We start from the raw sequence: 23,671 nt of genomic DNA on the forward strand, positions 1-23,671 counted from the left end.
CCCGTCACTGGATTGTCTTGCCGAACCCGCCTCCGTCGAAACGCGGGCTGCAAAGGCGCCCCCGCCGCGGCATTGCGGGTTTTTCCGGCCGCAGCTTGCCTAACGTGGCTGCCCCGAGAGCAATCTGGCGATGATCGACGACGAGGTGCGGAGAATCTGCATTCTGCAACGAGGTGCTGCCGCTGGAGCAATCGCTGATGGCGTTCATTCGGGGGCGACGGCTGGAAATATGCTAGGAGCGTGCGCGGTGCCGCGTGGTGCTCTTGGCAAGCACTCGCGCAAGCGATTCTAATGATGTGGAAAATTGGTCGGGGCGACAGGATTCGAACCTGCGACCCCCACACCCCCAGTGTGATGCGCTACCAGGCTGCGCTACGCCCCGACCGAGGGACGCGCATCTAGGCGGGTGTGCGGCGGGATGCAAGGGCGGATGCGGCGGCCGGCGCAGGGCCGCTGGGGACGGCGCGGCAAATCTTCAAGAGTTGCGCGGCCGATGTGCGCGTGATAGCGCGCGCCCCTTGTACGGAGGCGGATAATCCCGCCCCGGGAACCAGGCCCCAGGGAACCTATGTTCATCACCCCAGCTTATGCCCAGACCGCAGGCGCGGCCGCCGATAGCGGCGGTACGATTCAGACCGTCCTGTTCTTCGGCCAGTTCGCGCTGCTCTTCGTCGCCTTCTATTTCCTGCTGATCCGTCCGCAGCAGAAGCGGCAGAAGGAGCATCAGGCCACGATCAACGCTGTGAAGAAGGGCGACCAGGTCGTCACCGCCGGCGGCCTGATCGGCAAGGTCACCAAGGTTGACGAGGCCGAGGTGGAGATCGAACTGGGGACCAATGTGAAGGTCCGCGCGGTCAAGTCCACGCTCGCCGAAGTCCGGCCCGCGGGCGGCGCCAAGCCAGCGAACGACTGATGCTCGAGTTTCCGCGCTGGAAGGTGTGGGCGGTTATCGTGACGATCGTCGTCACGACGCTGCTCGCCGTGCCCAGCTTCCTTCCGGCCAGCGCGCTGAGCGGCCTGCCCGGCTGGATGCGCCCCACGATCAGCCTGGGCCTGGACCTGGCGGGCGGCAGCTATCTGCTGCTGGAGGCCGACACCAAGGACGTCGCCGCCGCCAAGCTGGACCAGATGCGCGAGAATGTGCGCAACGAGACGCGGCGCGAGAAGATCCAGATCAGCCCGATCTCCACCGAGAACGGCAAGCTGCGCTTCATGGTGGCGGACGCTTCGAAGGTGGACCTGGTCCGCGAGCGGCTGAACCCCTACACCACCGGCGCCGGGATGAGCGGCCAGCGCACCTGGAACATCGAGGTGGTGAACAGCCAGGAATTCGTGCTGACCCCCACCAAGCAGGGTCTGAACGAGGCGATCGACACCGCGATGGGCGACGCCCGCGAAGTGGTGGAGCGCCGCATCAACGCGATGGGCACGCGCGAGCCGACGATCGTGCGCCAGGGCACCAACCGCATCGTGGTCCAGGTGCCGGGCCTGCAGGATCCGGAAGGGCTGAAGCGCCAGTTGGGCCAGACCGCCAAGCTGGAGTTCAAGCTGGTCAACACCGCCGCCAGCGACAAGGAGCTGGAATCCGGCCTGGTCGCGCCGACCGCGAACGGCGAGCGCAGCGAGGTGCTGAGCTATCCCGGCGATCCCGCGGGCCGCGGCAAGATCGCGGTGTTCAGCAACGCGCTGATCACCGGCGACATGGTGGTCAACGCCATCCAGGACTATGACCAGCAGAACGGCCGCCCGATCGTGACGCTGACGCTGGACGGCGCGGGCAGCAAGCGCTTCGCCAAGGTGACGACCGAGAACGTCAACCGGCCGTTCGCGATCATCGTCGACGGCGTGGTGATCTCCGCGCCGAACATCCAGGAGCCGATCATCGGCGGCCAGGCGCGCATCTCCGGCGGCTTCACCGTGGAGAGCGCGAACGAGCTGGCGATCTCGCTGCGTTCGGGCAAGCTGCCCGTGGCGCTGAAGGTGGTTCAGGAAAGCACGGTTTCGCCCGAACTGGGCCGCGATTCGATCGAGAAGGGCGTGCTGGCCGGCGTGCTGGGCACGGCGGCGCTGATCTTCTTCATGCTGATCACCTATATGCGCTTCGGCGTCTATACGACGCTGGCGCTGCTGGTGAACGCGGTGATGATCATCGGCATCATGGCGGTGTTCAACGCCACGCTGACGCTGCCCGGTATCGCCGGCTTCGTGCTGACGATCGGTGCGGCGGTGGACGCCAACGTGCTGATCAACGAGCGCATCCGCGAGGAGCAGCGCATCCGCAACCGCAACGCGCTCTCCTCGGTCGAGTTCGGCTATAAGGAAGCGAGCCGCGCGATCTTCGACGCGAACATCACCAACGTGATTTCCGCCGTGATCATGTTCGCGTTCGGATCCGGCCCGATCCGCGGCTTCGCGATCGTGCTTGCGATCGGCATCGTCACCTCGGTCTTCACCGGCGTCACCTTCACCCGTCTGCTCGTCGCGGACTGGCTGAAGCGCAACCGGCCGAAGTCGATCAACATCTGAGGAATTGCCGGTCATGCGCCCCCTCAAGCTTGTCCCGGACAACACGAACTTCCCGTTCCTGCGCTATCGCTTCTGGGCGATGGCGTTCAGCCTGGCGCTGATCCTCGGCAGCCTGACGCTGTGCTTCATCAACGGGTTCAACCTGGGCATCGATTTCGTCGGCGGCCAGAATGTGCGCGTCACCTTTGCCCAGCCGGTGCAGCTCGATCAGTTGCGTTCGAAGCTCGACGCGCTGGGCGTGGGCGAGGCGACGATCCAGCAATATGGCAAGCCGACCGAGATCGGCATCCGCGCGCCCCTGCCCGAAGGCGACGCGGCCGCGGCCGATCGCGCCGCGGCGGCGATGCGCGCCATGATCGAGAAGAACTATCCCGGCGCGCATGTGGGCGGCGTGGAAAGCGTGTCGGGCAAGGTTTCGAACGAACTGTTCCGCACCGGCATGATCTCGCTGATCCTCGCGATGCTGGGCATCACGCTCTACATCTGGGTGCGGTTCGAATGGCATTTCGCGGTGGGCGCGCTGTTCGCGCTGTTCCACGACGTGGTGCTGACGCTGGGCTTCTTCGCGGTGACGCAGTTGGAGTTCGACCTCAACATCGTCGCCGCGATCCTGACGATCATCGGCTATTCGCTGAACGATACGATCGTCGTCTATGACCGTATCCGCGAGAATCTGCGCAAATACCGCAAGATGGCGATCCCCGAGCTGCTCGACCTGAGCGTGAACGAGACGCTGTCGCGCACCGTGGTGACCAGCCTTTCGCTGGGCATCGTGCTCACCATCCTGCTGGTGCTGGGACCGGACGTGATCTTCGGCTTCACCGCGGCGATGCTGCTGGGCATCGTGATCGGCACCTTCTCGTCGATCTATGTCGCCGCCGCGATCCTGCTGTGGCTGCGGCTGAAGCCCGACAGCTTCGTGCCGAAGGAAGTGACCTCGCCGATCGCCGGGGCCGAGCGCATGGGGCCGCGCGACGAGGGCTGACGCCCGGCGCGCGCCCTTATCGGGCGGGTACCGGCGTTGCGCAACGGGGCGGGCTTTGATCCGTTCGCCCTGGGCTATCCCGGCTTCGCTTTTTTTCACGCGAAGGCGCGAAGGCGCGGAGATCTAGAGAGAATTGGGTTCGCGTAGAGGCTCGGCGGGCGCTGGGATGCGTCGCCCGATCGCGCCGAAGGCGCTTATTCGGCGGTCTGCGCGCGCGGCGGCGCTGGGAATGGAGGGCCGCTGTCGCAGCAGGCCCCTCTTCGCGCCGTCGCGTGATTCAAACAGGGGCGGTCCAACGCCGCCGCGCGGGCACCGCCGCCCCGCCTCTATGGAAGGCTGCGTTCCATCCGACAGAGAACGCGACCGGGATTCGAGACGCGATGCTGTAGCCAGCGCCGCCGCCGCACCACCGTTGCCGGTTCCCCAAGGCGCCCCCGTGCTGAGAGGCGATCAGCTTCCCGGCTTGGCCGCCGGGCGGCGCCGCGGCCGCTTGGGCGGGACGGCGGAAGGCTTGGCGGCGGCGGGCTTCGCGGCCGAGGGCGCCTTGCGCGTCGGCGCCTTCTTGACCGGTGCGGCGGGGACCAGCGCATCGGCGGAGGCCGATGGCGCGGGGGCCGCGGCCGGCTTCGCCGCAGGGGCCTTGCGCGTGGCGGCCTTCTTCAGCGGGGCGGCGGCCTTGGGCTTTGCCGCCTTCGCAGCGGGAGCCGGGGCGGGCGCGGGAACCAGGGGCGCCGGCGGCTCGGCCGGTGCCGCATCGGCGGGCGCGGGCGGTGCCTTGGCCTTTGGCGCCTTGCGCGTCGGCGCGGTCTTCAGCGGCTCGGCGGGCTTGGGCGCGTCGGCGGGGGCGGTATCGGCGGCGGGACCGGCCTTGCCGTCGCGCACCTTCGCCGCGAGCGCGACCAGCCCGGCGGCGACGATATCGGCCACCAGCGGATGCTTGGCCAGCTTGGCGATGGCATGGCCCTGATCGCGCAGCGCCTTGGGGATCTTCACCCCGGCGAGCTTCTTGGGCAGGCGCAGCAGCTTGCGTTCGCTCTTCTTGGCCATCGGCGGTCTCCGTGATCGGGCGTGCAGCGTCTCAGCAAGCGTGCCGGCTTGTCAACTGCGCACCGGATCAGGAGTCGCGGCGCCGCGGCTCGGGGATGAAGATGATCTCGAGCAGATCGGGCTCTTCCTCGCGCAGACGCGGAGCCGCGCGGCGCGGCTTGGGGCGCTGGGGCGGGCGGCGGGTGCCATTCTGGTCATGGGATGCATTGGTGGGGGTAAGGCGCATCGGCCTGCTCCTTCGTTTCGCCCCTGTCAGGGAAGGAACGGGCGAAAGCGGCGGCCGGTTCCCGCGCGGTCAGGCGGCCGCAGCCACCGGACCTGCGGCGACGAGCCCCGAATACCAGGCGTGGATGCGGGCGCTGTTCGCTTCCCAGGTGAAGGGCTCGGCCAGCGCGCGGACATCGGCCGGGGCGGGCGGACTGGCGAGCGTGGCGGCGATCGCATCGGCAAAGGCCTCCGGCGTGCGCGCGACGATGCGGCCGCCGGCGGGCGCGGTGAGCAACTGGCGCGCCCCGCCGACATCGGGCACCACCACCGGGGTGCCGCAGGCCAGCGCCTCCATCCACACATTGGCCAGGCCTTCGCTTTCGGAACCCAGCGCCATCACATCGGCGGCGCCCAGCAGCTCCGGCATCGCCTCGCCGGGCACCGCGCCCAGCAGCCGCACGCGATCGCCCACGCCCAGCCGGTCGATCCGCGCCTGGAGCCGCCCCTGTTCCGGCCCGGTGCCCGCGATCAGCAGCGATACGCCCGGCAGGCGCGCGACGGCGTCGATCGCGATATCGTGGCGCTTGCGCGGAATCAGCGCGCCGACCGAGGCGACCAGCGGGCCGGCGACGCCCAGCGCGCGCCTGGCCGCGGCCCGGTCGCGCGGGGCGAAGCGCGAAAGGTCTACGCCTGTGGTGTTCTGGCGGATGCGATCGCCGGGCATGCCGAGCGCGATCATCTCGTCGCGCAGCGCATCGGAGACGGCCAGCATGCCACTGGCACGGCGCGACGCGGCGACGATCTGCGCGCCCGTGGCGGGCTGGTGCGCCCAGTGCGAGATATCCGCCCCGCGCGCGGTGAAGGAACAGGGCACGCCGAAACGCTCCGCCAGCGCCACCACGGCCGGGCCGTCCGGATAGGAGAATTCGCCCACAAGGATGTCGAAGCGATAGCTGCGGCGGATCGCGGCGATCACCGGTTCGGCGGCGCGCGCCACCATGCGCGCGTGGAACCGTCCGCCGGTGCCGGGGAGGTTGAGGAAGCGCGGGCGATGCACCTCGATCCCCTTCCAACGCTCGCGATCGGGCAGCCCGGCCAGCGCGCGATAGCGCGGGTGGCGCGACAGCGGCCAGGGCGGGATGCCGACGGGCGCGACGACGCGGATCTCCACATCGCCGCGCCGCGCGAGCGACAGCGTCTGCCGTTCGACGAAGATGCCGAAATTGGGCCGCGACGCATCGGGGAACAGCGTCGCCAGGGTCAGCACGCGCAGCATGCTCCCGGCCTTAGCGCGGCCGGGTTAACATGCTGCTTGCGGCCGGCGGCGCCGGGTTAGCGGCAATAGCGCTTGCGGCTGCTGTTGCGATCGATGTCGCGGCCGATCAGCGCGCCGGCGGCGGCGCCGATCAGCGTGCCGGTGGTGCGTTCGCCATGGGTGTCCACGCTGCGGCCGATCAACGCGCCCGCCGCGGCGCCGACCACCAGCCCGGTGGTGCCGTTGGGCTTGCGGCAATACATCCGGCCGTCGCGCCCGCGCCATTCGCGATAGGCATAGCGTTTCTTGTGATAACGACGATCCTGGCTGTCCTTCGCCGCCGCCGCCTTGGCTTGCGCCGGGGCGGCGGGGATGGTGAATCCCGCCGGAATCGCGAGCGAGGCCGCGCCGAGCGCGAGCATGATGGTACGCATGGTTCTACTCCCTTTACGGGGCCGGTCGGTGCCGGCCTGGGCGCGCAATCAACGTCCCGGCGGCCGTGCGGTTGCATCCGCCCCCGCTTCGGGCGAGGGAGGCGGGGAAGGGGAACGGGCGGATGGACGATCAGGCGCGCGCGATCATCGACAGGCTGGGGCTGAAGCCGCACCCGGAGGGCGGCTGGTATCGCGAGACCTGGCGCGCGGACGGCGCGGAGGGCACGCGCGCGGCGGGGACGGCGATCTATTTCCTGCTCATGGCGGGCGAACGATCGCACTGGCACCGGGTGGACGCCGACGAGATCTGGCTGTGGCACGCCGGCAGCCCGCTGGCGCTGATGATCGAGCAGGCGGACGGCGCGATCGCGGAGTTGCGCCTGGGCGGCGATGTGCTAGGGGGCTGCGCGCCGCAGGGAATCGTGCCCGCCGGCCGCTGGCAGGCGACCGAGGCGCGCGAGGGCTGGGGGCTGGTGAGCTGCACCGTGGTACCCGGATTCGACTTCGCCGGGTTCGAGCTGGCGCCGCCGGGATGGGCTCCGCCGGGGGTGGAATAGAGTGTGTTCCGTCCAGGCGGGCCGGGGCCGAAGCTGCCAAGGGCGAACAAGCTCAAGGCCCGGATTATCCCCGTTATCCACGTTATTAACAGGCCGAAGCGGCCATTTTCCCGCTTCCGCACCCCGCGATTCAGTGACAGTCTCTGACTTGTAGAGAGGCGATGGCGCCCAGGGAAACCGGGGTAAATCAAGGCTCTACAACGGACCGGCGACGGGCAGGTGCCTTCGGGAAACCGCTAGTTGCAGGGACGGGGATGTTCCGGCGGACCGGAGCGGAAGGCGGCGCGCAAGCGACACCGGAAGCTCCCGCGGAAGGGACCCGAAAGGGAACCGGACGTGCCTGCGGAAAGCCTCGCAAGGGGCTGGAGGCACCGGGGTGGAGGAAACCGCGAAAGCGGGGACCAAGGCCGCGGGATCGCCCGGATCGCGCAAGCGGTGCGGGAGGATCGGGGACCAGCGATCGTTCGGATTGCGCAAGCGATGCGGAAGGATCGGACAACTGGGAGCAGGACATCCGGCAAGGCTTCGCGCCTGCCCCCGGGCAGACGTGGAGCGGGTCGCCGAGGCCGGCAACCGAAACTCCTTCGGGGGTGGAAAACGGCCGGCCTCGACGACCGACGCCAAGCCCGCATGCCCTTGCCGGCGCGGGATGGGCTGCCGCCGAAGCTGACCGCTACACCCGTCCGGGCATGCGGCCGAAACCGGCGACATGGGGGCTGGCAGCAATGCCGGCCCCCTTTTGCTGTGCCCGCGCCGCCGCACGCGCCCGCCCCTTGCGCGCCCCCGCCTTCCGCGCCAGTCAATGCGCGCCGCCATCTGGCGCGGCGATGCGGAGAGATGCGCGATGGTGGGCCGGCTGTTCGAACGATTCGCCCAGGCGGTGGCGGGCTGGGCCGGGCGTCCGCCGGCCTTCGTCCTCGCCTTCATGGTGATCGTGGTCTGGGGGATCACGGGGCCGCTGTTCGCCTTTTCCGACACCTGGCAGTTGGTGATCAACACCGGCACCACCATCGTCACCTTCCTGATGGTGTTCCTGATCCAGAATGCTCAGAACCGCGACGCATCGGCGATCCAGGCCAAGCTGGACGAGATCATCCGCGCGCTGGACAACGGGCGCAACGAGTTCATCGGCATCGAGCATCTTACCGAGCGCGAGCTGATGGCAATCCGCGAGACGCTGGAGCGCGAATGCGGGCAGGATGAGCCCGCGCGCCACCTGGGCATCGAGCGGCTGCTGGGCCGGCGCTGACGGAGCGGGGGCGATGAGCGCGTTCGAATTCACCTTCTCGCTGTTCGGCCTGTTGCTGGGGTTCAGCCTGGTCGAGGTGATGTCCGGGCTGGTGCGCACGCTGAAGCTGCGCGGGGCGGTGCGCATCGGCTGGGTCACGCCGTTGCTGGGCCTGTTCGTGATGGTGGACCTGGTGTCGTTCTGGAGCGCGGCGTGGCAGATACGCGATCTGGTGCCCGCCAATTTCGGGGTGCTGCTGCTGGGGCTGGCGATTACCGGCGTCTATTATTTCGCCGCGTCGATGGTGTTTCCGGACGATCCGGCCGACTGGCCCGATTTCGATTTATGGGCCGAACGGTACAAGCGGCGGGCGCTGGGGGGCGTTTTCGCCGCGAACCTGATGGCGACCGTGGCGATGTTCTCGCAACTGCCGCCCGCCATGCTGACCCCGGCGGCGCTGGGGATGCACGGCGGGCTGCTGGCGGTGATGGCCGCGGCCGCGGTGGTGAAGCCGCACTGGGCTACGGGGCTGCTGCTCGGCGCGATCCTGGCCTTCTACTTCCTCTTCTCAGTGCTGCAGATCCTCGGCTGAGAACGGGCGCTATTCGCAGCGCGCGTTGCCGCGATCGACCTCGGCACCCACGGCCGCGCCGACGCCCGCGCCCAGCAGCGTTCCCAGAGTCTCCGATCCGCCCGGCGCGATGATGTTGCCCAGCACGCCGCCAGCGATCGCGCCGACCACCAGCCCGGTGGTGCCATCCGGCCGGCGGCAGTAATAGCGACCGTCCTGCCCGCGATAGACACGGTCGGAACGGCTCATCCGGTGCGGGCGATAGCGCCGGTCGCTGCGGTAATAACGATCGGCGTAATAGCCGCCGTAGCTGGGATCCGGGCGGTTCCAGTCATAATCGCGGTAGCCCGAATAGCCCGCGCCATAGCCATAGCCGGTATCGGTGCATCCGGTGGCGAGCGCGGCCGTGGCCAGCAATCCCAGGGTGATTGCGCGCATGTCCATCTCCTTTCTTCCCCGCGGGGAAGGGAATGCACGGGCGGCGCAAAAGGTTTCGCGGGGGCGCGGCAGGCGTGACGGCTGTCACGCGGATCTGGGCTCCTCCACCGCTAGACCCGGCCGGCAATTGCGTGCGCCGGGCCGACGCGGGCGCTGAACCCCGGCGAGACGATCCAGCCGGGCACCAACGCACCCTATGTCACGCTGAAGGCGTGCGTGAAGCAGTGACCGGCCGCCGGCCCGCGGGAAGATGCTCCCCCCCGCGGGCCGGCATGGCGCCTATTGCGGCCGGGTGAATCACCCGGCTGCCCGGAAATCGCGGCAGACGGGGAAAATCGCGCGGCGATCCGGTGCGACCGGATCGAAAGCCGTTCGATCCGCGCTCAATCGAGCCCCAGCGCCGCGCGGGTGCGGGGATCGCGCGCCGATTCGGCGCCCAGCGAATCGTGCCGATCCGCCCGCCCGCGTTCGCCGCGCGGCAGGACGAACACCACGAAGCGCTGGCCCGGCCGCGCCCCGATCGCATCGCCGCCGCCATAGAAGCCGCAACTCGTGAGCCCTTCCTGCGCCACCAGGAAGCGGCCGGGAGGGATCTTGCCCTTCAGCCGGCGTACTGGGCGCATCTCCACCGCCGAAACCTCCAGCCCGTTGCGCTTGCGGCGCAGGTCGCCCTTGGTCACCGTGGCGAGCACGACGGCGCGCGCCTCCGCCCACAGGCCGCTGTCGCGCGCGAGCATCCACGCCTCCGCCGCGCGGTGCCGCTCCGCCTCCTGGGCCTGGAGCATCGCGGCATAGCGCGCCTGATAGGCGGCGTCGCTCTCGCCGATTTCGCGCGCGGGCGGCGGCGGCGGCGGCGCGGGCGGGGGACAGGCATGCGCGGGGGCGGCCACGGCCAGCGCGGCTGCGGCGGCCAGCGGCACGACATGGGGCAAACGGGGCATCGGCGCGATCCTCGCCATGGGTTGGACGGCGCCGATCCTAGCGCGGATCGGGCGGCTTTCCAGCCCGCGATGCCCCTTCGGCACGGCCTCAGCCGCCGGGAGGGGCGAAGATCACGCCTTCCAGATGCGGCTTCAGGTGGCGGCCGGGGCAGGCGGTGGCCTTCACATCCGAATGGAACCAGACCGCGCGGCCCGCCGGGTGGCGGCTGTCGAGCAGCTCCATCGGCGCGGGGGCCGCATAGCCGGGATGGGCGCATTCGTGGCGCAGCCAGCCCAGGAAGCGCGACAGCGCCGGCATGCGCCGCGCGATCGCGTCGGGCGCGGGCGGCCGGTTCTCGAAATCGCCCGCGAAGGCGATGCCGATCGCCGCGCTGTTATGCCCCACGGTATGCGCGCCCGAACGGTCCTCGCCCCGGCCCTCGCAGATATAGAGCCCGTCGTTCGGCGCGGCCAGGAAGGCGACGAAGCTGTACGGCACGTCCAGGCCCAGATCGGGGCGGCAGCGCTGGAGCGTGCGCATCGCCGCGAAGATGCCCGCCTCCGTCTCCCACAGCGCGGGGGTGGCGTCGCGCTCGCCCAGGGTGGAGTGATGCACGAACACATGCGTGCGCGCCGTCCGGGGCACGGGCGCCCCCAGCCGGGGAAGCCGCGGATCGGCGCCCCATGCCGCGCGCGCGCAGAAACGCAGCCCGGGGGCGATATCGAACATTGCCATGATCGTCCTGTCCTTTCGCTTGGTGCAGCGGGGCGGACAGGCCAGCTATGCCAGCCGGGGGTCTGTAGGACAGCGGTTTTTCGCGGACCCTATTCGTCGCGCGGGCGCTGATCGGTGAGGCGCTGGAGGCGGGGGCGGAGCATCACCATCCGCCACAGCTTGTCATAGGCGATGTTGCGGCGGCGCTCCTCGGCGCGTTCGACGCGCTGGGCGCTGCGCCGCGCCTCCACCCGCATGCGCACGGCGAACACCACGCCCGCGAGCACGGCCGCGACCAGGACATAGGGCCACAGCCCGAGCAGCTTCTGCGAATCCATCAACCTTCCCCCGCCGCCCGATTGCTGCGGCGCGCGCGAATTCGCAAGTGCGAACAGGGCGGGGACTGCCCATCGCGGTGGAATGGGGGGATGGGCGGGAAGCTGGGGCGGGCGGAAGCCGTCCCGTGGAATATGGGAGGACCGCTGGCGGCTCCGCTATTGGTTGTCGAGCGGCCAGCGACCGTGCCGCGCCCGGTCACCCAGCGCGATGAGTTCGTCATTGGGGCTGCTGGAGCGGGCGAGTCCACGTTCGGCTCCGGCTTCGCCAGCCGGTTCCTGCCACGGCTGTTCGTGCAACGGTTCCTCGCGCTCGCCGTAAACCTGGCCGCGGACGCGCTTCATGCGGCGCCACATCAGAGGCATCGCGATAAACGGGAACGCCACCGCGAAGATCAGAAAAAGCACCTGAAATGCCTGGCTCATGCCGTCCCCCCGGATTTTACATGACTTGCGGGCGGCCATTGTTGGGCGCGGTAATATTGGTGGCAAGGGCCGGAATTGCTGTGCGCTATGCGGCCTTGCATGGCTGTTATTGATTCACACCGGTGTGACTGAACACCTCACCCCAACAACGGCCGCAGATACCGCCCCGTGAAGCTCCGTTCCTCCTTCACCACATCTTCGGGCGTGCCCGCGGCGACGATCTCGCCGCCCTTCACGCCGCCTTCGGGGCCGAGGTCGATGATCCAGTCGGCGGTCTTGATGACGTCGAGGTTGTGTTCGATCACCACCACCGTGTTGCCCTGGTCCACCAGCGCGTGGAGTACCTCCAGCAGCTTGCGGACGTCCTCGAAATGGAGGCCGGTGGTGGGCTCGTCGAGGATGTAGAGCGTGTTGCCGGTGGCGCGGCGCGACAGTTCCTTGCTGAGCTTCACGCGCTGGGCCTCGCCGCCCGACAGCGTGGTGGCCTGTTGCCCGACCTTCACATAGCCCAGCCCCACCTCCGCCAGCATCGCCATGCGATCGCGGATCGGCGGCACGGCCTTGAAGAACTCCACCGCATCCTCGACCGTCATGTCGAGCACGTCGGCGATGGATTTGCCCTTGAACTTCACCTCCAGCGTCTCGCGGTTGTAGCGGGCGCCGTGGCACACGTCGCAGGTGACGTAGACATCGGGGAGGAAGTGCATCTCGATCTTGAGCACGCCGTCGCCCTGGCATGCCTCGCAGCGGCCGCCCTTGACGTTGAAGCTGAAGCGGCCGGGCTTGTATCCGCGCGCCTGCGCCTCGGGCAGGCCGGCGAACCAGTCGCGGATGTTGGTGAAGGCGCCGGTGTAGGTCGCGGGGTTGCTGCGCGGGGTGCGGCCGATCGGCGACTGATCGATGTCGATCACCTTGTCGAGCTGTTCCAGCCCGGTGATCCGGTCATGCTTGCCCGCCAGCACGCGCGCGCCGTTTAGCTGGCGCGCGGCGGCGGCATAGAGCGTGTCGATCGTCAGGCTGGACTTGCCCGATCCGGAGACGCCGGTGATGCAGGTGAAGGTGCCGAGCGGAATCTTCGCCGTCACGCCGCGCAGATTGTTGGCGGTGGCGTTTTCCACGGTGACGAACTTGCCCGTGCCCTTGCGCCGGACGAGGGGCAGGGGAACGCGGCGCGTGCCGTTCAGATAGTCGGCGGTGATGCTGCCCTCGCTCGACAGCACCTGTTCCAGCGTGCCCTGCGCCACCACCTGGCCGCCGTGGACGCCCGCGCCCGGCCCCATGTCGATGATATGGTCGGCGGTGCGGATCGCGTCCTCGTCATGCTCCACCACCAGCACGGTGTTGCCCAGATCGCGCAGCCGCCGGAGCGTGGCGAGCAGCATGTCGTTGTCGCGCTGGTGCAGGCCGATCGAGGGCTCGTCGAGGACGTAGAGCACGCCCGAAAGCCCGCTGCCGATCTGGCTGGCCAGGCGGATGCGCTGGCTCTCGCCGCCGGAAAGCGTGCCCGAGGTGCGATCGAGGTTGAGGTAATCGAGCCCGACGTTGTTGAGGAAGCCCAGCCGCTCGTCGATCTCCTTCAGGATCGCGCGGGCGATCTCCGCCTGCTGCGGGGTGAAGCTCTGCGGCAGCGTCTTGAACCAGGCGAGCGCGTCCACCACGGAAAGGCGGGTGGCGTGGCTGATGTCCTGCCCCGCCACCTTCACCGCCAGCGCCTCGGGCTTCAGCCGCGCGCCTTCGCAGGTCTCGCACGGGTGGCTTGCCTGATATTTGCCCAGCTCTTCGCGCATCCAGGCGCTCTCGGTCTGGAGCATGCGGCGGTTGAGGTTGCCGATCACGCCCTCGAACGGCTTGCGCACGTCGTAGGACTTCTTGCCGTCGACGAAGGTGAGCGTGACGGGCTTGCCGCCGGTGCCGTGGAGGATGATCAGCTTCACCTCGCCGGGCAGGTCCTTCCACGGCGTTTCCAGGCTGAATCCGAACTCGCGCGCCAGGCTGCCCAGCACCTGCATATAATAGGGGCTGGGCGGGTTGGACTTGGCCCAGGGGACCACGGCGCCCTTCTTGATGCTGAGATCATGGTTGGGGACGACGAGGTCCTCGTCGAACACCAGCCGCTCGCCAAGGCCGTCGCACGCCGGGCAGGCACCCTGGGGCGCGTTGAAGCTGAACAGCCGCGGCTCGATCTCCGGAATGGTGAAGCCGCTGACCGGGCAGGCGAATTTTTCGGAGAAGACGATGCGGTTGGGGGGGAGACCGGTGTTCTTCATGCCGCCCAAACTCCCCTCCCGCTTGCGGGAGGGGTCGGGGGAGGGCGTGTCGCCTTCCGCAACGAACGTCTGGGGGATCTCCCGGACAGCCCCTCCCGCAAGCGGGAGGGGAGCTAGATCGGCCACCGTCGTGTCCACCAGGTCGACATAGGCCAGCCCCTCGGCCAGCTTGAGCGCGGTCTCGAAGCTTTCGGCCAGCCGGGTGGCGATGTCCGGGCGGACGACCAGCCGGTCCACCACCACCTCGATATCGTGCTTGTACTTCTTGTCGAGCGCGGGGGCGTCCTCGATCAGATAGGTCTCGCCGTCGATGCGGACGCGCTGGAAGCCCGATTTCTGCCACTCGGCCAGCTCCTTGCGATACTCGCCCTTGCGGCCGCGCACGACGGGGGCGAGCAGCAGCAGGCGCGTGCCCTCCGGCAGCGCGAGCACGCGGTCCACCATCTGGCTCACCGTCTGCGCCGCGATCGGCAGGCCGGTGGCCGGGCTGTACGGCACTCCGACGCGCGCCCACAGCAGGCGCATGTAATCATAGATCTCGGTCACCGTCGCCACGGTGGAACGCGGGTTGCGGCTGGTGGTCTTCTGCTCGATCGAGATTGCGGGGCTCAGCCCCTCGATATGCTCGACGTCGGGCTTCTGCATCAGCTCCAGGAACTGGCGCGCATAGGCGGAGAGCGATTCGACGTAGCGGCGCTGCCCCTCCGCATAGATGGTGTCGAACGCCAGGCTGGATTTGCCCGATCCGGAAAGCCCCGTGATCACGGTCAGCGTGTCGCGCGGGATATCCACGTCCACGCCCTTCAGATTGTGCTCGCGCGCGCCGCGCACGGAAATGGTGGTGAGTGCCATGGGGCGTCGGGACCGTTCCAGTTATGTTCCGGTGGGTACAGAAGGCGGCGCATCAGGTCAACGCGCCCCGGGTCATTTGGGGGCTGCGGCGGCGGGCGGCAAGCGGATCGTCGCGCGGCGTGACGGCGGTCACGCGCGGGGGGGAGGGGGATCGCGCATCCTGTGCCGGATTTCGGGGCTCCAACAGCGATGGAGGAAGGAATGACGGGCAGCAGGATCGTGCGGAAAGCCGGCGCATTGGCCGGGGTGGTTGCGGCGGGATCGCTGCTTGCGGGGTGCCAGACGTTCAGCTTCGCGCCTCCGCCGGTGAATCTCAGCACGGCGGCGGTGGTTGAGAAGTGCCCCGGCGCGGCGAAGGCAGCGGTAGCGCTGGACGCGCGGACCATCGACGGCGCTGCCAGGCTGATCGACAATTTCGTGCTCGCCTATCGCTGCGCGCAGGTTCAGGCGACGGACGGACGGCGGATTTTCGAGGTTCCGTCGTTCCTCGCGCTGGCAACCGCCGCGATGGCGGGGCCGCTGGGCATCGGCGACAACAGCGCGACGATCATCGCGGGGGGCGCTGCGGTGGCCGGCGGTGCGAACCGGTATTTTGCACCCAAGGAGAAGGCCGGCATCCTCAACGCAGCGCTGGATGCGCTGCTGTGCATCAAGATGGAGTCGGTCGGCGCGCATTATTTCGATAGGACGGCGCAACTTCCCGGCGCTGATGGTGGCGGCGCGAAGGGGCTTTGGCGCGCGCTTGGAATCGATGCGCCCGCCAGCGTCTCGGTGCCCGCCGAGCGGCAGTATTTCGAGATGGTGCTGGCGGCGCTGCTCACGGTCGAGCGCGTGCTGGCCACCCGGCTGAGCGATTCGGGAAAATATGACGCCGCCGGGGTGACCGACGAGTTGAAGAAGCTGTTCAAGCAGGAGGAGGTTGCTGCGGGAGAAACACGGGCGGCGGGTGAGGAGGTGAAGAACGCCGGGAAGAACCTCGATGCCCAGCTCCTATCGAACCTCGACACCGATGCCGGGCGGGCCAAGGCCGCGCTGGCCCTTCAACTGCTTCAGCAGCGGGAGAAGCGCTTCGTCACCATCCAGCTCGATGAGCTGCAGGCGAAGCTCCAGCAGTGCGTGGTGCGCGCGAAGATGGCCTGACCCGCCGCGCCGAAGCCGGGCTTCACAACGGGATGGAGGACAAGATGCAGGACTATTGCAACAAGCTCTCCGCCGCGATGGGCGGATGGGGGCTGGAGCTGGTGTGGTGGTTCCTGGCCGCGGCGATCGCGATCGGCGTGGCGGGGGCGGTGATGGCGCTGGTCGAGAAGCTCGCCGCGCTGTGGGCGCCGGACGGCGGAGCCGGCGCGCACAAGGCGGTCCCGGTCAACATGCTGCTCGATTCGATCGGCAAGCTGATCGAGGCACTGACCAAGGCGCCGGTATGGATCGCGATGTTCGCGGCCGGGCTGGCGCTGCTGTGGGTGAGCGCCGACGCGGTCTCCACCGCCTGCACCCCGCCCGCGAAGCAGGACGGACAGGCGCCGAACAAGCCCGGCCCGAAGCAGGGCGAACCGCAGAAGGACCAGAAACAGCCCGAACAGCAGCCCGCCGGCAACGCCAGCGCGCCCGTGCAATAGCGCCGGCCGGGGCAGGGCGGCGGGCGCTGTCCCGGAATGTTGCTGCGGCATTTCCATCCGGTCTTCCCATCGCGCGGCGCGATGCTATCACGGCTGCGCAACAACCCTTGGAGCCCGCCTGATGAATCCCGCCCTGTTGATCGCGCCGATCGCTATCGTGGCCGCCGTGCAGGGCGTGACCGACGTCGGCGTGGGCAACCCGCTGCGCAAGACGCTGCTCGACGCGCTGCGCCCCACGATCCAGAAGGACCTGGGCCAGCCGGTGAAGTTCGTGGTGGATCAACTGCGCGCCAAGGGCGACTGGGCCTTCGCGATCGTCCATCCGCAGACCCCGGCGGGCAAGCCGATCGACTTCACCAAGACCCGCTATGCCGAGGAGATCCGCGAGGGCTTCTTCGACGGCGACACAACGATCGCGCTGCTGAAGCGCGAGAAGGGCAAGTGGAAGGTCAAGGCCTTCGTGATCGGGCCGACCGACGTGGCCTGGGAGCCGTGGCCCGGCGAATATGGCGCCCCGCGCGACCTGCTGATGCTGGACGGATACTGATCGGGGGCGAACGGGGCCGTTCGCGGCCGTTCCAGCCTGGCGCAAACCCGCTATAGTCAGCCGTGGTTCATCGCGGCAGGCCGATCCTGCGCGTGTTGCAAGCGTGAGAGGGCGGCATGGGGAAGGCCGGGATTTCGCCGCGGGTGCGGCTGTTGGCTACGGCGGGGATGCTGGGCGCGGCGCTGGCGCTCGCCGGCTGTACCTATGACAGCGGCTATGCGGTGCAGATCGCGCCGCCGCCGCCGCCCGTCTGGGCCGATATCACCGGCGCCGACGAATATGCCTGGATCGACCGGGCGATGGACATCTCCGAAACCGTGGGCGAGGCGCCGCCCGACTATGCCTTCTATTTCGCCGGCGCCGAGCCCTGGGCCTGGGAGCTGGACGACGGATCGCTGATGATCGTCGAGCAGCGCGGCGAGGGGCTCTACAGCTATTATTTCGATCCGGGCGCCGACGCGCCCTTCCTGGCGCGCGACCCGGGGCACAGCTACGCCTTCCTGGGTGCGCAGGTGGCGGTGGTGCATGGGCCGGACGGCGAGGTGCTGCCGCGCGCGATGGCGGATGCCTGGCTGGGCGACGCGATGACGGCGTACCAGCGCGGGCGACAGCTCCGCGAGGCATGGCGCCTGCGTGACCGGCCGCGCCCGGTGGAGGTCGCGATCTGGCTCGACTGGAACTGGTTCGCCTGGGACCTGTTCCAGACCTGGGAACAGGGTGCGCACCGGCACCAGGGCTGGCGCGACCATCGCGGACGCAAGGGCGATCGCGACCACCGCCGCCGCGACGGCGAACGCCACCGCCGCGAGGAACAGGCCGACCGTTTCCGCCGCTGGGGCGAGGGGCGCTGGCACGGCACCCCGCCGGGCCAGTTCCAGCCGCCGCCCCCGGGGTGGACGCCGCGCCCGCATCCCGGCGGCCAGCATCCGCACCCCGGCGCGGGGACAGGACAGCGGCCCGGGGCTCAGCCTCCGGCACCTCCGGGAAGCCGGCCTCCGGGCGCGCGGCCGGGCGGACCCGGCGGCGGGAATCCCGGCGCAGGGCCTGGTGCCGGACCTGGTGCCGGAGCCGGTGGACGTCCGCCACGGCCGCCGCAGGGCGGACAACCGCCCGCTCCCGGCACGGGTACGCCGCCCCCGCGTTTCGAGAACCCCCCGCCCGCCGATGCCGATACGCCGCCGGTGATGGTGCCCGCGCCGCCGCCGCGTCCTGCGCCCGCGCCCATGCCGGGCCGCCGGGTGCTGCGCCCGGTGGTGCCGGTGAACCCGGTTCCGGCGCCGCCCGTGCTCGTGCCGGTTCCGCAGCCTCTGCCGGTGCCGGTGCCGATGGTGGCGCCGCCACCGCCACCGCCACCGCCGCCACCTCCGCCTCCAGTCATGCGCGAGCGGCCGTTCAGCGACGCGCCCCGCCGCCCGCCGCTGAACCGTAGCGCTCCCGATCCGCAGGGCGCGCGCCCGGTGCGGCAGATGCCCGCGCCGCCTGCGCCACCCGCGTCGATGTGGTCGCCGCCGGCTCCTGCGGCTGTGGCACCCCCGGCCCCCGCGCGGTCTGCGCCGCCGCCGGTTCCGGTTCGATCGGCACCCTCGCCGGCCCCGGTACGGTCCGCGCCGCCACCGGCCCCGGTGTTCCGGGCGCCGCCGTCACCGCCGCCTGCGCCGGTATTCCGCCCGGCGCCGCCGCCCCCTCCGCCACCGCCTCCTCCGCCGCCGCCCGCCCGGCTTTCGAACGATTCGTCGATCGACGGCTGAGTGGCCCGCACGGGCGCTGGCGCAGCGGGGGATCGCCCCTATGTTCGACGGCATGGACGCTACCGCCGCAGACCCGAACGAACGCCCCCTGACCGCGGCCGAGCGCGCGCTGGCGGAGGGGGTGTTCGGCGGCGCGATCGATCTTGACCCGGTGCGCATCCGTCGGCGCAAATGGTGGTCGTTCCAGCCGCGCCGCATCGTGATGGCGCCGCGCGGGCATATCCATTTCCACCCGCAGGGGCCGGCCTATCGCGATTGCTTCGCCGCCGCGCCGCTCAGCGCCCAGGGGCTGCTGATCCACGAACTCGTGCATGTCTGGCAGCACCAGCGCGGGATCAATCTGGTGCTGCGACGGCACCCCTTCTGCAGCTACAGCTATGCGGTACGCCCGGGCTGGACGCTCGACCGCTACGGGATCGAGCAGCAGGCGGAGATCGTGCGCCACGTGTTCGTGATGCGGCAGGGCGCGCTGGTGCCTGGCGCGCCGCCGCTGGCGACGCTGGAGAGCATCCTGCCGTTCGGTACGGGTTGAGCGGTGCGGGAACGGCGCGGTGCCGGTCTTATCCGCCACGCGGTGCGGCGGCGGCGAAAGCCGGCCTCAGCCCGTCAGCCCTTCCTGCACCATATCGATCTCGCGCACGCCGCGCGCCAGGCGGGCGGCGTTGACCAGCTCGCGCAGCTTCTCGCGCCGGGCCTGGGCCTGGGATACGTCGCGGATCACCAGCGGCGCGTCGCGCGTCGTCTCGTCCGACGAGGTGATCGTGATCGTGCCGATGCCGGAAAGCTGGTTGATCAGCGTGAAATCGATCCGCACGTCCTTGATGCGGTAAAGCTCGATCTCGTCGATCGACTTCACGAAGATGCCCTTGTGCAGGATCAGCCGGTCCTGCGTCAGCTCATAGGTGACGGCCAGGTTGGCGATCCACTTCACCAGGAGGATGATCAGCCCGACGCCGACCAGGCACAGCAGCAGCGTTCCCCAGCCGAGCAGCGTGCCGAGCGCCCAGCCGAGCGTGGAGGAACGGAAACGGTCGATCGTCTGGGTCATGGGCGCGGTCCTTCCCCCTGGGTGGCGTTTGGGGGAGGATAGCGCCGTCGCGGCGGGCCGCAACTCACCGCGGGGTCCGGAATTCTACCGGATCAGCAAAACTGCCAGGATCGCGGCTATTCGGGCGCGGCGTCGCCCGCGGCCAGCGTGATCGCCTGGGTCTCCATCCGGCTGCCGTCGGCGAAAACCAGCGTCAGCGGCACCTTCGCGCCCGGCTGCACGCCGGGGGCGACGTCGTAGAGCATCACATGCTTGCCGCCGGGGGCCAGCTTCACCGTCTCTCCGGCGGGCACGTCGATCTGCTTCACCGGCGCCATCGTCATCATATGGCCGCCCGCGCCCGAGGAGGAGCCGTGATCGGCGGCCATGCTTTCGTGCAGCTCGGTGCGCGTGGCGAAGGGGGCGGAGACCGACAGCAGTGTCAGCGGCTTGTTTCCCGCGCGGATCGTGAGGAAGGCGGCGCCCGGATTTCCCTGCACCGCGGGCAGGCGGACCCATGCCTTTTCCACCGCCGGATCGGCCGGCTTCGCCGCCTGGCACCCGGCCACCATCACCAGCGCCGCGGCGCCCCAGAACATGCGCATCTTCACCAGCTCCCGATTCGGGAATTCCCGTAGAACCGCCCCCGTCTTGCGGCAAGAAGAAGCCCACCTATATCGCCTTGCGGAAAGCCCGCGTTGCCGCTTCAGGGGCGCGGGTGAAGTGTTGAAATTCGAATGACGGGGGCCGACGAGGACCATGGCTAAAGTAATCGGGATCGATCTGGGTACCACCAATAGCTGCGTCGCCGTGATGGAAGGCGGCAAGCCCAAGGTGATCGAGAATGCGGAAGGCGCGCGTACCACGCCCTCCATCGTCGCCTTCGCCAAGGATGGCGAGCGGCTGATCGGCCAGCCGGCCAAGCGCCAGGCGGTCACCAATCCGGACAACACGATCTTCGCGGTGAAGCGCCTCATCGGCCGCCGCTACGACGATCCCGTGACCAAGAAGGACACCGAGCTGGTGCCCTACAAGATCGCGCGCGGCCCCAATGGCGACGCCTGGGTGAACGCGGGCGGCGAGGATTACAGCCCCAGCCAGATCAGCGCCTTCATCCTTCAGAAGATGAAGGAAACCGCCGAAAGCTATCTGGGCGAGACCGTGACGCAGGCGGTGATCACCGTTCCCGCCTATTTCAACGACGCCCAGCGCCAGGCGACCAAGGACGCCGGCAAGATCGCGGGCCTCGACGTGCTGCGCATCATCAACGAGCCGACCGCGGCCGCGCTCGCCTATGGCCTGGAGAAGAACGACGGCAAGACGATCGCCGTCTATGACCTGGGCGGCGGCACCTTCGACATCTCCGTGCTGGAGATCGGCGACGGCGTGTTCGAGGTGAAGGCCACCAACGGCGACACCTTCCTGGGCGGCGAGGACTTCGATTCCAAGCTGGTCCAGTTCCTGGCCGACGAGTTCAAGAAGGTCGAGGGCATCGATCTGACCAAGGACAAGCTGGCGCTGCAGCGGCTGAAGGAAGCCGCCGAGAAGGCCAAGATCGAGCTTTCGTCGGCGCAGACCACCGAGGTCAACCTGCCCTTCATCACCGCCGACCAGAACGGGCCGAAGCATCTGGTGAAGACCATCAACCGCGCCGAGCTGGAGCGGCTGGTGGACGAGCTGATCCAGCGCACGCTGGAGCCGTGCCGCAAGGCGCTGGCCGATGCGGGCGTGAAGGCGGCGCAGATCGACGAGGTGGTGCTGGTGGGCGGCATGACCCGCATGCCCAAGGTGCGCCAGGTCGTGAAGGAATTCTTCGGCAAGGAGCCGCACACCGGCGTGAACCCCGATGAGGTGGTGGCGATCGGCGCGGCGATCCAGGCCGGCGTGCTCCAGGGCGACGTGAAGGACGTGCTGCTGCTCGACGTGACCCCGCTGTCGCTGGGCATCGAGACGCTGGGCGGCGTGTTCACCCGCATGATCGATCGCAACACCACGATCCCGACCAAGAAGTCGCAGGTCTATTCCACCGCCGACGACAACCAGCAGGCGGTCACGATCCGCGTGTTCCAGGGCGAGCGCGAGATGGCGGCGGACAACAAGCTGCTGGGCCAGTTCGATCTGGTCGGCATCCCGCCGGCGCCGCGCGGCGTGCCGCAGATCGAGGTGACGTTCGACATCGACGCGAACGGCATCGTCAACGTCAGCGCGCGCGACAAGGGCACCGGCAAGGAACAGCAGATCCGCATCCAGGCCTCGGGCGGGCTCAGCGAAGCCGACATCGACCAGATGGTGCGCGACGCGGAGAAGTTCGCCGAGGAGGACAAGAAGCGCCGCGAGGCGGCCGAGGCGCGCAACAACGCCGAAAGCCTGATCCACACCACCGAGCGCCAGCTTGCCGAAAACGGCGACAAGGTCGATCCTTCGCTCAAGTCGGAGATCGAGGCCGCCGTCGCCGAGGCGAAGGCCGCGGTGGAGACCGGCGACGCCACGGAGATGCAGGCCAAGTCGCAGAACCTTGCCCAGGTCGCGATGAAGCTGGGCCAGGCGATCTACGAGAAGCAGCAGCAGGCCGAGGCTTCCCCCTCCGCCGCTCCCGCCGGCCAGCAGGACGGCGAGGAAGTGGTCGACGCCGAGTTCTCCGAAGTGGACGAGAACAAGGGCTGATTTGGACTCCCTCCCCCTCCCCGCACGCGCGGGGAGGGGGCCGGGGAGAGGGGGCTGGTATGGAGTGGGCGATGGTTGCAGTTGTTGGCGCGGCGCCCCTCTTCCGATCCTCTCCCCTCAGGGGGAGAGGGCGTGAGGCATGACCACCGAAGTCGATTATTACGAGCTGCTGGGCTGTGCGCGGACCGCGGACGACGCGACGCTGAAGGCTGCCTATCGCAAGCTCGCGATGCAGTTTCACCCCGACAAGAACGGGGGCTGCAAGGACAGCGAGGCCAAGTTTAAGGCCGTCAGCGAAGCCTATGAGGTGCTGAAGGACCCGCAGAAGCGCGCGGCCTATGACCGGTTCGGCCATGCGGCCTTCAAGAACGGCGGCGGCGCCGGCCCGGGCGGCTTCGGCGGGGGCGGCGATTTCGGCGCGTTCAGCGATATCTTCGAAAGCGTGTTCGGCGAATTCATGGGCGGGCGCGGCGGCGGCCGCCAGCAGCGCCGCGGCGCCGACCTGCGCTATGACATGGAAATCACGCTGGAAGACGCCTTCCACGGCAAGCAGACCGAGATCACGGTGGACGTCTCCACCGCCTGCGACGCTTGCGAGGGATCGGGCGCGACCCCGGGCACCCAGGCCAAGAGCTGCGGCACCTGCAACGGCCATGGCAAGGTGCGCGCGCAGCAGGGCTTCTTCATGATCGAGCGCACCTGCCCCGCCTGCCACGGCGCGGGCGAGGTGATCAGCGATCCCTGCACCCGCTGCCGCGGCGACGGGCGGATCGAGAAGACCAAGACGCTGAGCATCAACGTGCCCCCCGGCGTGGACGACGGCACGCGCATCCGCCTGTCGGGCGAGGGCGAGGCGGGGCCGCGCGGCGCGCCGCCGGGCGACCTCTACATCTTCATCCATGTCGCCAAGCACGGCATCTTCGATCGCGAGGGCACCAACCTGCGCGCCCGCGCGCCGATCAGCTTCACCACCGCGGCGCTGGGCGGCGAAATCGACATCCCCGGGCTGGACGGCGAGCGCATCCCGATCCGCATTCCGGCCGGCACCCAATCGGGCCGCGAGATGCGCCACCGCGGCGCGGGCATGCCCGTGCTCCAGGGGCGCGGGCGCGGCGACCTGATCGTGCGCATCGACGTGGAGACGCCGACCAGGCTCTCCGCGCGCCAGAAGGAACTGCTCGAGGAATTCCGCAAGACCGAGACCGGCGACGAATGCCCGCAGAGCCAGGGGTTCTTCGCCAAGGTGAAGTCCGCGCTGGGGGGGTGAAGGCGCGCGCGGCGGGTGGTGCCGCCTGAACAGGAC

General features: G+C 69.3%; 26 protein-coding genes and 1 tRNA gene. 13 read left to right on the forward strand and 14 right to left on the reverse strand.

What is annotated here, in order from left to right; genetic code table 11:
• Positions 1-4: 4 nt before the first annotated feature.
• A complete protein-coding gene (locus OM513_RS07665) occupies positions 5-208 on the reverse strand; it encodes a hypothetical protein (protein ID WP_264943581.1) in 204 nt (67 codons plus the stop codon).
• Positions 209-305: 97 nt separating this feature from the next.
• A tRNA-Pro gene (locus OM513_RS07670) sits at positions 306-382 on the reverse strand.
• 186 nt (positions 383-568) lie between these two features.
• Between OM513_RS07670 and yajC the strand changes: the two genes are divergently transcribed.
• From yajC to secF, 3 genes are read left to right on the forward strand one after another with little or no spacing between them, the layout of a single operon-like run.
• Entirely contained in the window at positions 569-913 is a 345-nt protein-coding gene (gene yajC, locus OM513_RS07675; RefSeq protein ID WP_264943582.1) for a preprotein translocase subunit YajC, read from the forward strand.
• A complete protein-coding gene (gene secD, locus OM513_RS07680; RefSeq protein ID WP_264943583.1) occupies positions 913-2,526 on the forward strand; it encodes a protein translocase subunit SecD in 1,614 nt (537 codons plus the stop codon). Before yajC ends, secD begins: the two co-directional genes overlap by 1 nt.
• Positions 2,527-2,539: 13 nt before the next feature.
• Positions 2,540-3,511: a protein translocase subunit SecF gene (gene secF / locus OM513_RS07685; RefSeq protein ID WP_264943584.1), complete on the forward strand. Its 972-nt coding sequence runs from the start codon at positions 2,540-2,542 to the stop codon at positions 3,509-3,511.
• Between the two features lie 450 nt (positions 3,512-3,961).
• Here the strand turns inward: secF and OM513_RS07690 are convergent, their stop codons facing one another.
• The 4 genes from OM513_RS07690 to OM513_RS07705 form a co-directional block, all read right to left on the reverse strand.
• Positions 3,962-4,558, reverse strand: a complete 597-nt coding sequence (locus OM513_RS07690) for a hypothetical protein (RefSeq protein WP_264943585.1) — start codon at positions 4,556-4,558, stop codon at positions 3,962-3,964.
• 67 nt (positions 4,559-4,625) lie between these two features.
• The gene (locus OM513_RS07695) at positions 4,626-4,784 is read right to left on the reverse strand and encodes a hypothetical protein (protein WP_264943586.1); all 159 of its coding nucleotides are present in this window, start codon (positions 4,782-4,784) and stop codon (positions 4,626-4,628) included.
• Between the two features lie 69 nt (positions 4,785-4,853).
• Positions 4,854-6,041 (reverse strand): glycosyltransferase, encoded by a 1,188-nt coding sequence (locus OM513_RS07700; RefSeq protein ID WP_264943587.1) that lies wholly within the window; start codon positions 6,039-6,041, stop codon positions 4,854-4,856.
• Positions 6,042-6,097: 56 nt separating this feature from the next.
• Positions 6,098-6,454 (reverse strand): glycine zipper 2TM domain-containing protein, encoded by a 357-nt coding sequence (locus tag OM513_RS07705; RefSeq protein ID WP_264943588.1) that lies wholly within the window; start codon positions 6,452-6,454, stop codon positions 6,098-6,100.
• Positions 6,455-6,576: 122 nt separating this feature from the next.
• Between OM513_RS07705 and OM513_RS07710 the strand changes: the two genes are divergently transcribed.
• The 3 genes from OM513_RS07710 (at position 6,577) to OM513_RS07720 (ending at position 8,831) form a co-directional block, all read left to right on the forward strand.
• Positions 6,577-7,011: a cupin domain-containing protein gene (locus OM513_RS07710; RefSeq protein ID WP_264943589.1), complete on the forward strand. Its 435-nt coding sequence runs from the start codon at positions 6,577-6,579 to the stop codon at positions 7,009-7,011.
• An 847-nt stretch (positions 7,012-7,858) separates the two neighbouring features.
• Positions 7,859-8,260: a low affinity iron permease family protein gene (locus OM513_RS07715; protein WP_380916299.1), complete on the forward strand. Its 402-nt coding sequence runs from the start codon at positions 7,859-7,861 to the stop codon at positions 8,258-8,260.
• A gap of 13 nt (positions 8,261-8,273) precedes the next feature.
• A complete protein-coding gene (locus tag OM513_RS07720) occupies positions 8,274-8,831 on the forward strand; it encodes a hypothetical protein (RefSeq protein WP_264943590.1) in 558 nt (185 codons plus the stop codon).
• A gap of 9 nt (positions 8,832-8,840) precedes the next feature.
• Here OM513_RS07720 and OM513_RS07725 read toward each other — a convergent pair whose 3' ends face one another.
• The 6 genes from OM513_RS07725 to uvrA all read right to left on the reverse strand — a co-directional run bounded on the left by OM513_RS07725 (position 8,841) and on the right by uvrA (position 14,763).
• Positions 8,841-9,248, reverse strand: coding sequence for a glycine zipper 2TM domain-containing protein (locus OM513_RS07725; protein ID WP_264943591.1), 408 nt, complete (start codon positions 9,246-9,248; stop codon positions 8,841-8,843).
• Between the two features lie 383 nt (positions 9,249-9,631).
• On the reverse strand, positions 9,632-10,189 hold the full coding sequence (locus OM513_RS07730; RefSeq protein WP_264943592.1) for a hypothetical protein: 558 nt from the start codon (positions 10,187-10,189) through the stop codon (positions 9,632-9,634).
• Positions 10,190-10,277: 88 nt separating this feature from the next.
• Positions 10,278-10,904, reverse strand: a complete 627-nt coding sequence (locus OM513_RS07735) for a peptidoglycan recognition protein family protein (protein ID WP_264943593.1) — start codon at positions 10,902-10,904, stop codon at positions 10,278-10,280.
• A gap of 89 nt (positions 10,905-10,993) precedes the next feature.
• Positions 10,994-11,221 (reverse strand): hypothetical protein, encoded by a 228-nt coding sequence (locus OM513_RS07740; protein WP_264943594.1) that lies wholly within the window; start codon positions 11,219-11,221, stop codon positions 10,994-10,996.
• A gap of 156 nt (positions 11,222-11,377) precedes the next feature.
• Positions 11,378-11,644 (reverse strand): hypothetical protein, encoded by a 267-nt coding sequence (locus OM513_RS07745; RefSeq protein WP_264943595.1) that lies wholly within the window; start codon positions 11,642-11,644, stop codon positions 11,378-11,380.
• Between the two features lie 137 nt (positions 11,645-11,781).
• Positions 11,782-14,763, reverse strand: a complete 2,982-nt coding sequence (uvrA, locus tag OM513_RS07750; protein ID WP_264943596.1) for an excinuclease ABC subunit UvrA — start codon at positions 14,761-14,763, stop codon at positions 11,782-11,784.
• Positions 14,764-14,964: 201 nt separating this feature from the next.
• On the opposite strand from uvrA, the gene OM513_RS07755 reads away from it, so the two are divergent.
• The 5 genes from OM513_RS07755 (at position 14,965) to OM513_RS07775 (ending at position 19,209) form a co-directional block, all read left to right on the forward strand.
• Positions 14,965-15,903, forward strand: coding sequence for a hypothetical protein (locus OM513_RS07755; RefSeq protein ID WP_264943597.1), 939 nt, complete (start codon positions 14,965-14,967; stop codon positions 15,901-15,903).
• Positions 15,876-16,382: a hypothetical protein gene (locus OM513_RS07760; protein ID WP_264943598.1), complete on the forward strand. Its 507-nt coding sequence runs from the start codon at positions 15,876-15,878 to the stop codon at positions 16,380-16,382. Before OM513_RS07755 ends, OM513_RS07760 begins: the two co-directional genes overlap by 28 nt.
• 121 nt (positions 16,383-16,503) lie before the next feature.
• On the forward strand, positions 16,504-16,929 hold the full coding sequence (locus OM513_RS07765; protein WP_264943599.1) for a hypothetical protein: 426 nt from the start codon (positions 16,504-16,506) through the stop codon (positions 16,927-16,929).
• 143 nt (positions 16,930-17,072) lie between these two features.
• The gene (locus OM513_RS07770; protein ID WP_264943600.1) at positions 17,073-18,677 is read left to right on the forward strand and encodes a hypothetical protein; all 1,605 of its coding nucleotides are present in this window, start codon (positions 17,073-17,075) and stop codon (positions 18,675-18,677) included.
• 40 nt (positions 18,678-18,717) lie between these two features.
• Positions 18,718-19,209: a vgr related protein gene (locus OM513_RS07775; RefSeq protein WP_264943601.1), complete on the forward strand. Its 492-nt coding sequence runs from the start codon at positions 18,718-18,720 to the stop codon at positions 19,207-19,209.
• A gap of 66 nt (positions 19,210-19,275) precedes the next feature.
• Here the strand turns inward: OM513_RS07775 and OM513_RS07780 are convergent, their stop codons facing one another.
• Both OM513_RS07780 and OM513_RS07785 read right to left on the reverse strand, forming a co-directional pair.
• The gene (locus tag OM513_RS07780) at positions 19,276-19,725 is read right to left on the reverse strand and encodes a PH domain-containing protein (protein ID WP_264943602.1); all 450 of its coding nucleotides are present in this window, start codon (positions 19,723-19,725) and stop codon (positions 19,276-19,278) included.
• Between the two features lie 116 nt (positions 19,726-19,841).
• Positions 19,842-20,309 carry a copper chaperone PCu(A)C gene (locus tag OM513_RS07785; RefSeq protein ID WP_264943603.1) on the reverse strand — a complete coding sequence of 156 codons (468 nt, stop codon included), beginning with the start codon at positions 20,307-20,309 and terminating at the stop codon, positions 19,842-19,844.
• 154 nt (positions 20,310-20,463) lie between these two features.
• Here OM513_RS07785 and dnaK point away from each other — a divergent pair, with 154 nt between their 5' ends.
• Positions 20,464-22,368 carry a molecular chaperone DnaK gene (dnaK, locus tag OM513_RS07790; protein ID WP_264943604.1) on the forward strand — a complete coding sequence of 635 codons (1,905 nt, stop codon included), beginning with the start codon at positions 20,464-20,466 and terminating at the stop codon, positions 22,366-22,368.
• Positions 22,369-22,507: 139 nt separating this feature from the next.
• Positions 22,508-23,635: a molecular chaperone DnaJ gene (dnaJ, locus tag OM513_RS07795; protein ID WP_264943605.1), complete on the forward strand. Its 1,128-nt coding sequence runs from the start codon at positions 22,508-22,510 to the stop codon at positions 23,633-23,635.
• The last annotated feature ends 36 nt before the right edge of the window (positions 23,636-23,671 follow it).

The sequence above is a fragment of the Sphingomonas canadensis genome (assembly GCF_026013525.1).
Classification (GTDB): domain Bacteria; phylum Pseudomonadota; class Alphaproteobacteria; order Sphingomonadales; family Sphingomonadaceae; genus Sphingomonas; species Sphingomonas canadensis.

What these genes read in the sequence shown, in the direction of transcription:
- OM513_RS07665 (WP_264943581.1), bottom strand. Translation starts at nt 208, where the DNA reads ATGAACGCCATCAGCGATTGCTCCAGCGGCAGCACCTCGTTGCAGAAT.
- yajC (WP_264943582.1), top strand. Translation starts at nt 569, where the DNA reads ATGTTCATCACCCCAGCTTATGCCCAGACCGCAGGCGCGGCCGCCGAT.
- secD (WP_264943583.1), top strand. Translation starts at nt 913, where the DNA reads ATGCTCGAGTTTCCGCGCTGGAAGGTGTGGGCGGTTATCGTGACGATC.
- secF (WP_264943584.1), top strand. Translation starts at nt 2,540, where the DNA reads ATGCGCCCCCTCAAGCTTGTCCCGGACAACACGAACTTCCCGTTCCTG.
- OM513_RS07690 (WP_264943585.1), bottom strand. Translation starts at nt 4,558, where the DNA reads ATGGCCAAGAAGAGCGAACGCAAGCTGCTGCGCCTGCCCAAGAAGCTC.
- OM513_RS07695 (WP_264943586.1), bottom strand. Translation starts at nt 4,784, where the DNA reads ATGCGCCTTACCCCCACCAATGCATCCCATGACCAGAATGGCACCCGC.
- OM513_RS07700 (WP_264943587.1), bottom strand. Translation starts at nt 6,041, where the DNA reads ATGCTGCGCGTGCTGACCCTGGCGACGCTGTTCCCCGATGCGTCGCGG.
- OM513_RS07705 (WP_264943588.1), bottom strand. Translation starts at nt 6,454, where the DNA reads ATGCGTACCATCATGCTCGCGCTCGGCGCGGCCTCGCTCGCGATTCCG.
- OM513_RS07710 (WP_264943589.1), top strand. Translation starts at nt 6,577, where the DNA reads ATGGACGATCAGGCGCGCGCGATCATCGACAGGCTGGGGCTGAAGCCG.
- OM513_RS07720 (WP_264943590.1), top strand. Translation starts at nt 8,274, where the DNA reads ATGAGCGCGTTCGAATTCACCTTCTCGCTGTTCGGCCTGTTGCTGGGG.
- OM513_RS07725 (WP_264943591.1), bottom strand. Translation starts at nt 9,248, where the DNA reads ATGCGCGCAATCACCCTGGGATTGCTGGCCACGGCCGCGCTCGCCACC.
- OM513_RS07730 (WP_264943592.1), bottom strand. Translation starts at nt 10,189, where the DNA reads ATGCCCCGTTTGCCCCATGTCGTGCCGCTGGCCGCCGCAGCCGCGCTG.
- OM513_RS07735 (WP_264943593.1), bottom strand. Translation starts at nt 10,904, where the DNA reads ATGGCAATGTTCGATATCGCCCCCGGGCTGCGTTTCTGCGCGCGCGCG.
- OM513_RS07740 (WP_264943594.1), bottom strand. Translation starts at nt 11,221, where the DNA reads ATGGATTCGCAGAAGCTGCTCGGGCTGTGGCCCTATGTCCTGGTCGCG.
- OM513_RS07745 (WP_264943595.1), bottom strand. Translation starts at nt 11,644, where the DNA reads ATGAGCCAGGCATTTCAGGTGCTTTTTCTGATCTTCGCGGTGGCGTTC.
- uvrA (WP_264943596.1), bottom strand. Translation starts at nt 14,763, where the DNA reads ATGGCACTCACCACCATTTCCGTGCGCGGCGCGCGCGAGCACAATCTG.
- OM513_RS07755 (WP_264943597.1), top strand. Translation starts at nt 14,965, where the DNA reads ATGACGGGCAGCAGGATCGTGCGGAAAGCCGGCGCATTGGCCGGGGTG.
- OM513_RS07765 (WP_264943599.1), top strand. Translation starts at nt 16,504, where the DNA reads ATGAATCCCGCCCTGTTGATCGCGCCGATCGCTATCGTGGCCGCCGTG.
- OM513_RS07775 (WP_264943601.1), top strand. Translation starts at nt 18,718, where the DNA reads ATGTTCGACGGCATGGACGCTACCGCCGCAGACCCGAACGAACGCCCC.
- OM513_RS07780 (WP_264943602.1), bottom strand. Translation starts at nt 19,725, where the DNA reads ATGACCCAGACGATCGACCGTTTCCGTTCCTCCACGCTCGGCTGGGCG.
- OM513_RS07785 (WP_264943603.1), bottom strand. Translation starts at nt 20,309, where the DNA reads ATGCGCATGTTCTGGGGCGCCGCGGCGCTGGTGATGGTGGCCGGGTGC.
- dnaK (WP_264943604.1), top strand. Translation starts at nt 20,464, where the DNA reads ATGGCTAAAGTAATCGGGATCGATCTGGGTACCACCAATAGCTGCGTC.
- dnaJ (WP_264943605.1), top strand. Translation starts at nt 22,508, where the DNA reads ATGACCACCGAAGTCGATTATTACGAGCTGCTGGGCTGTGCGCGGACC.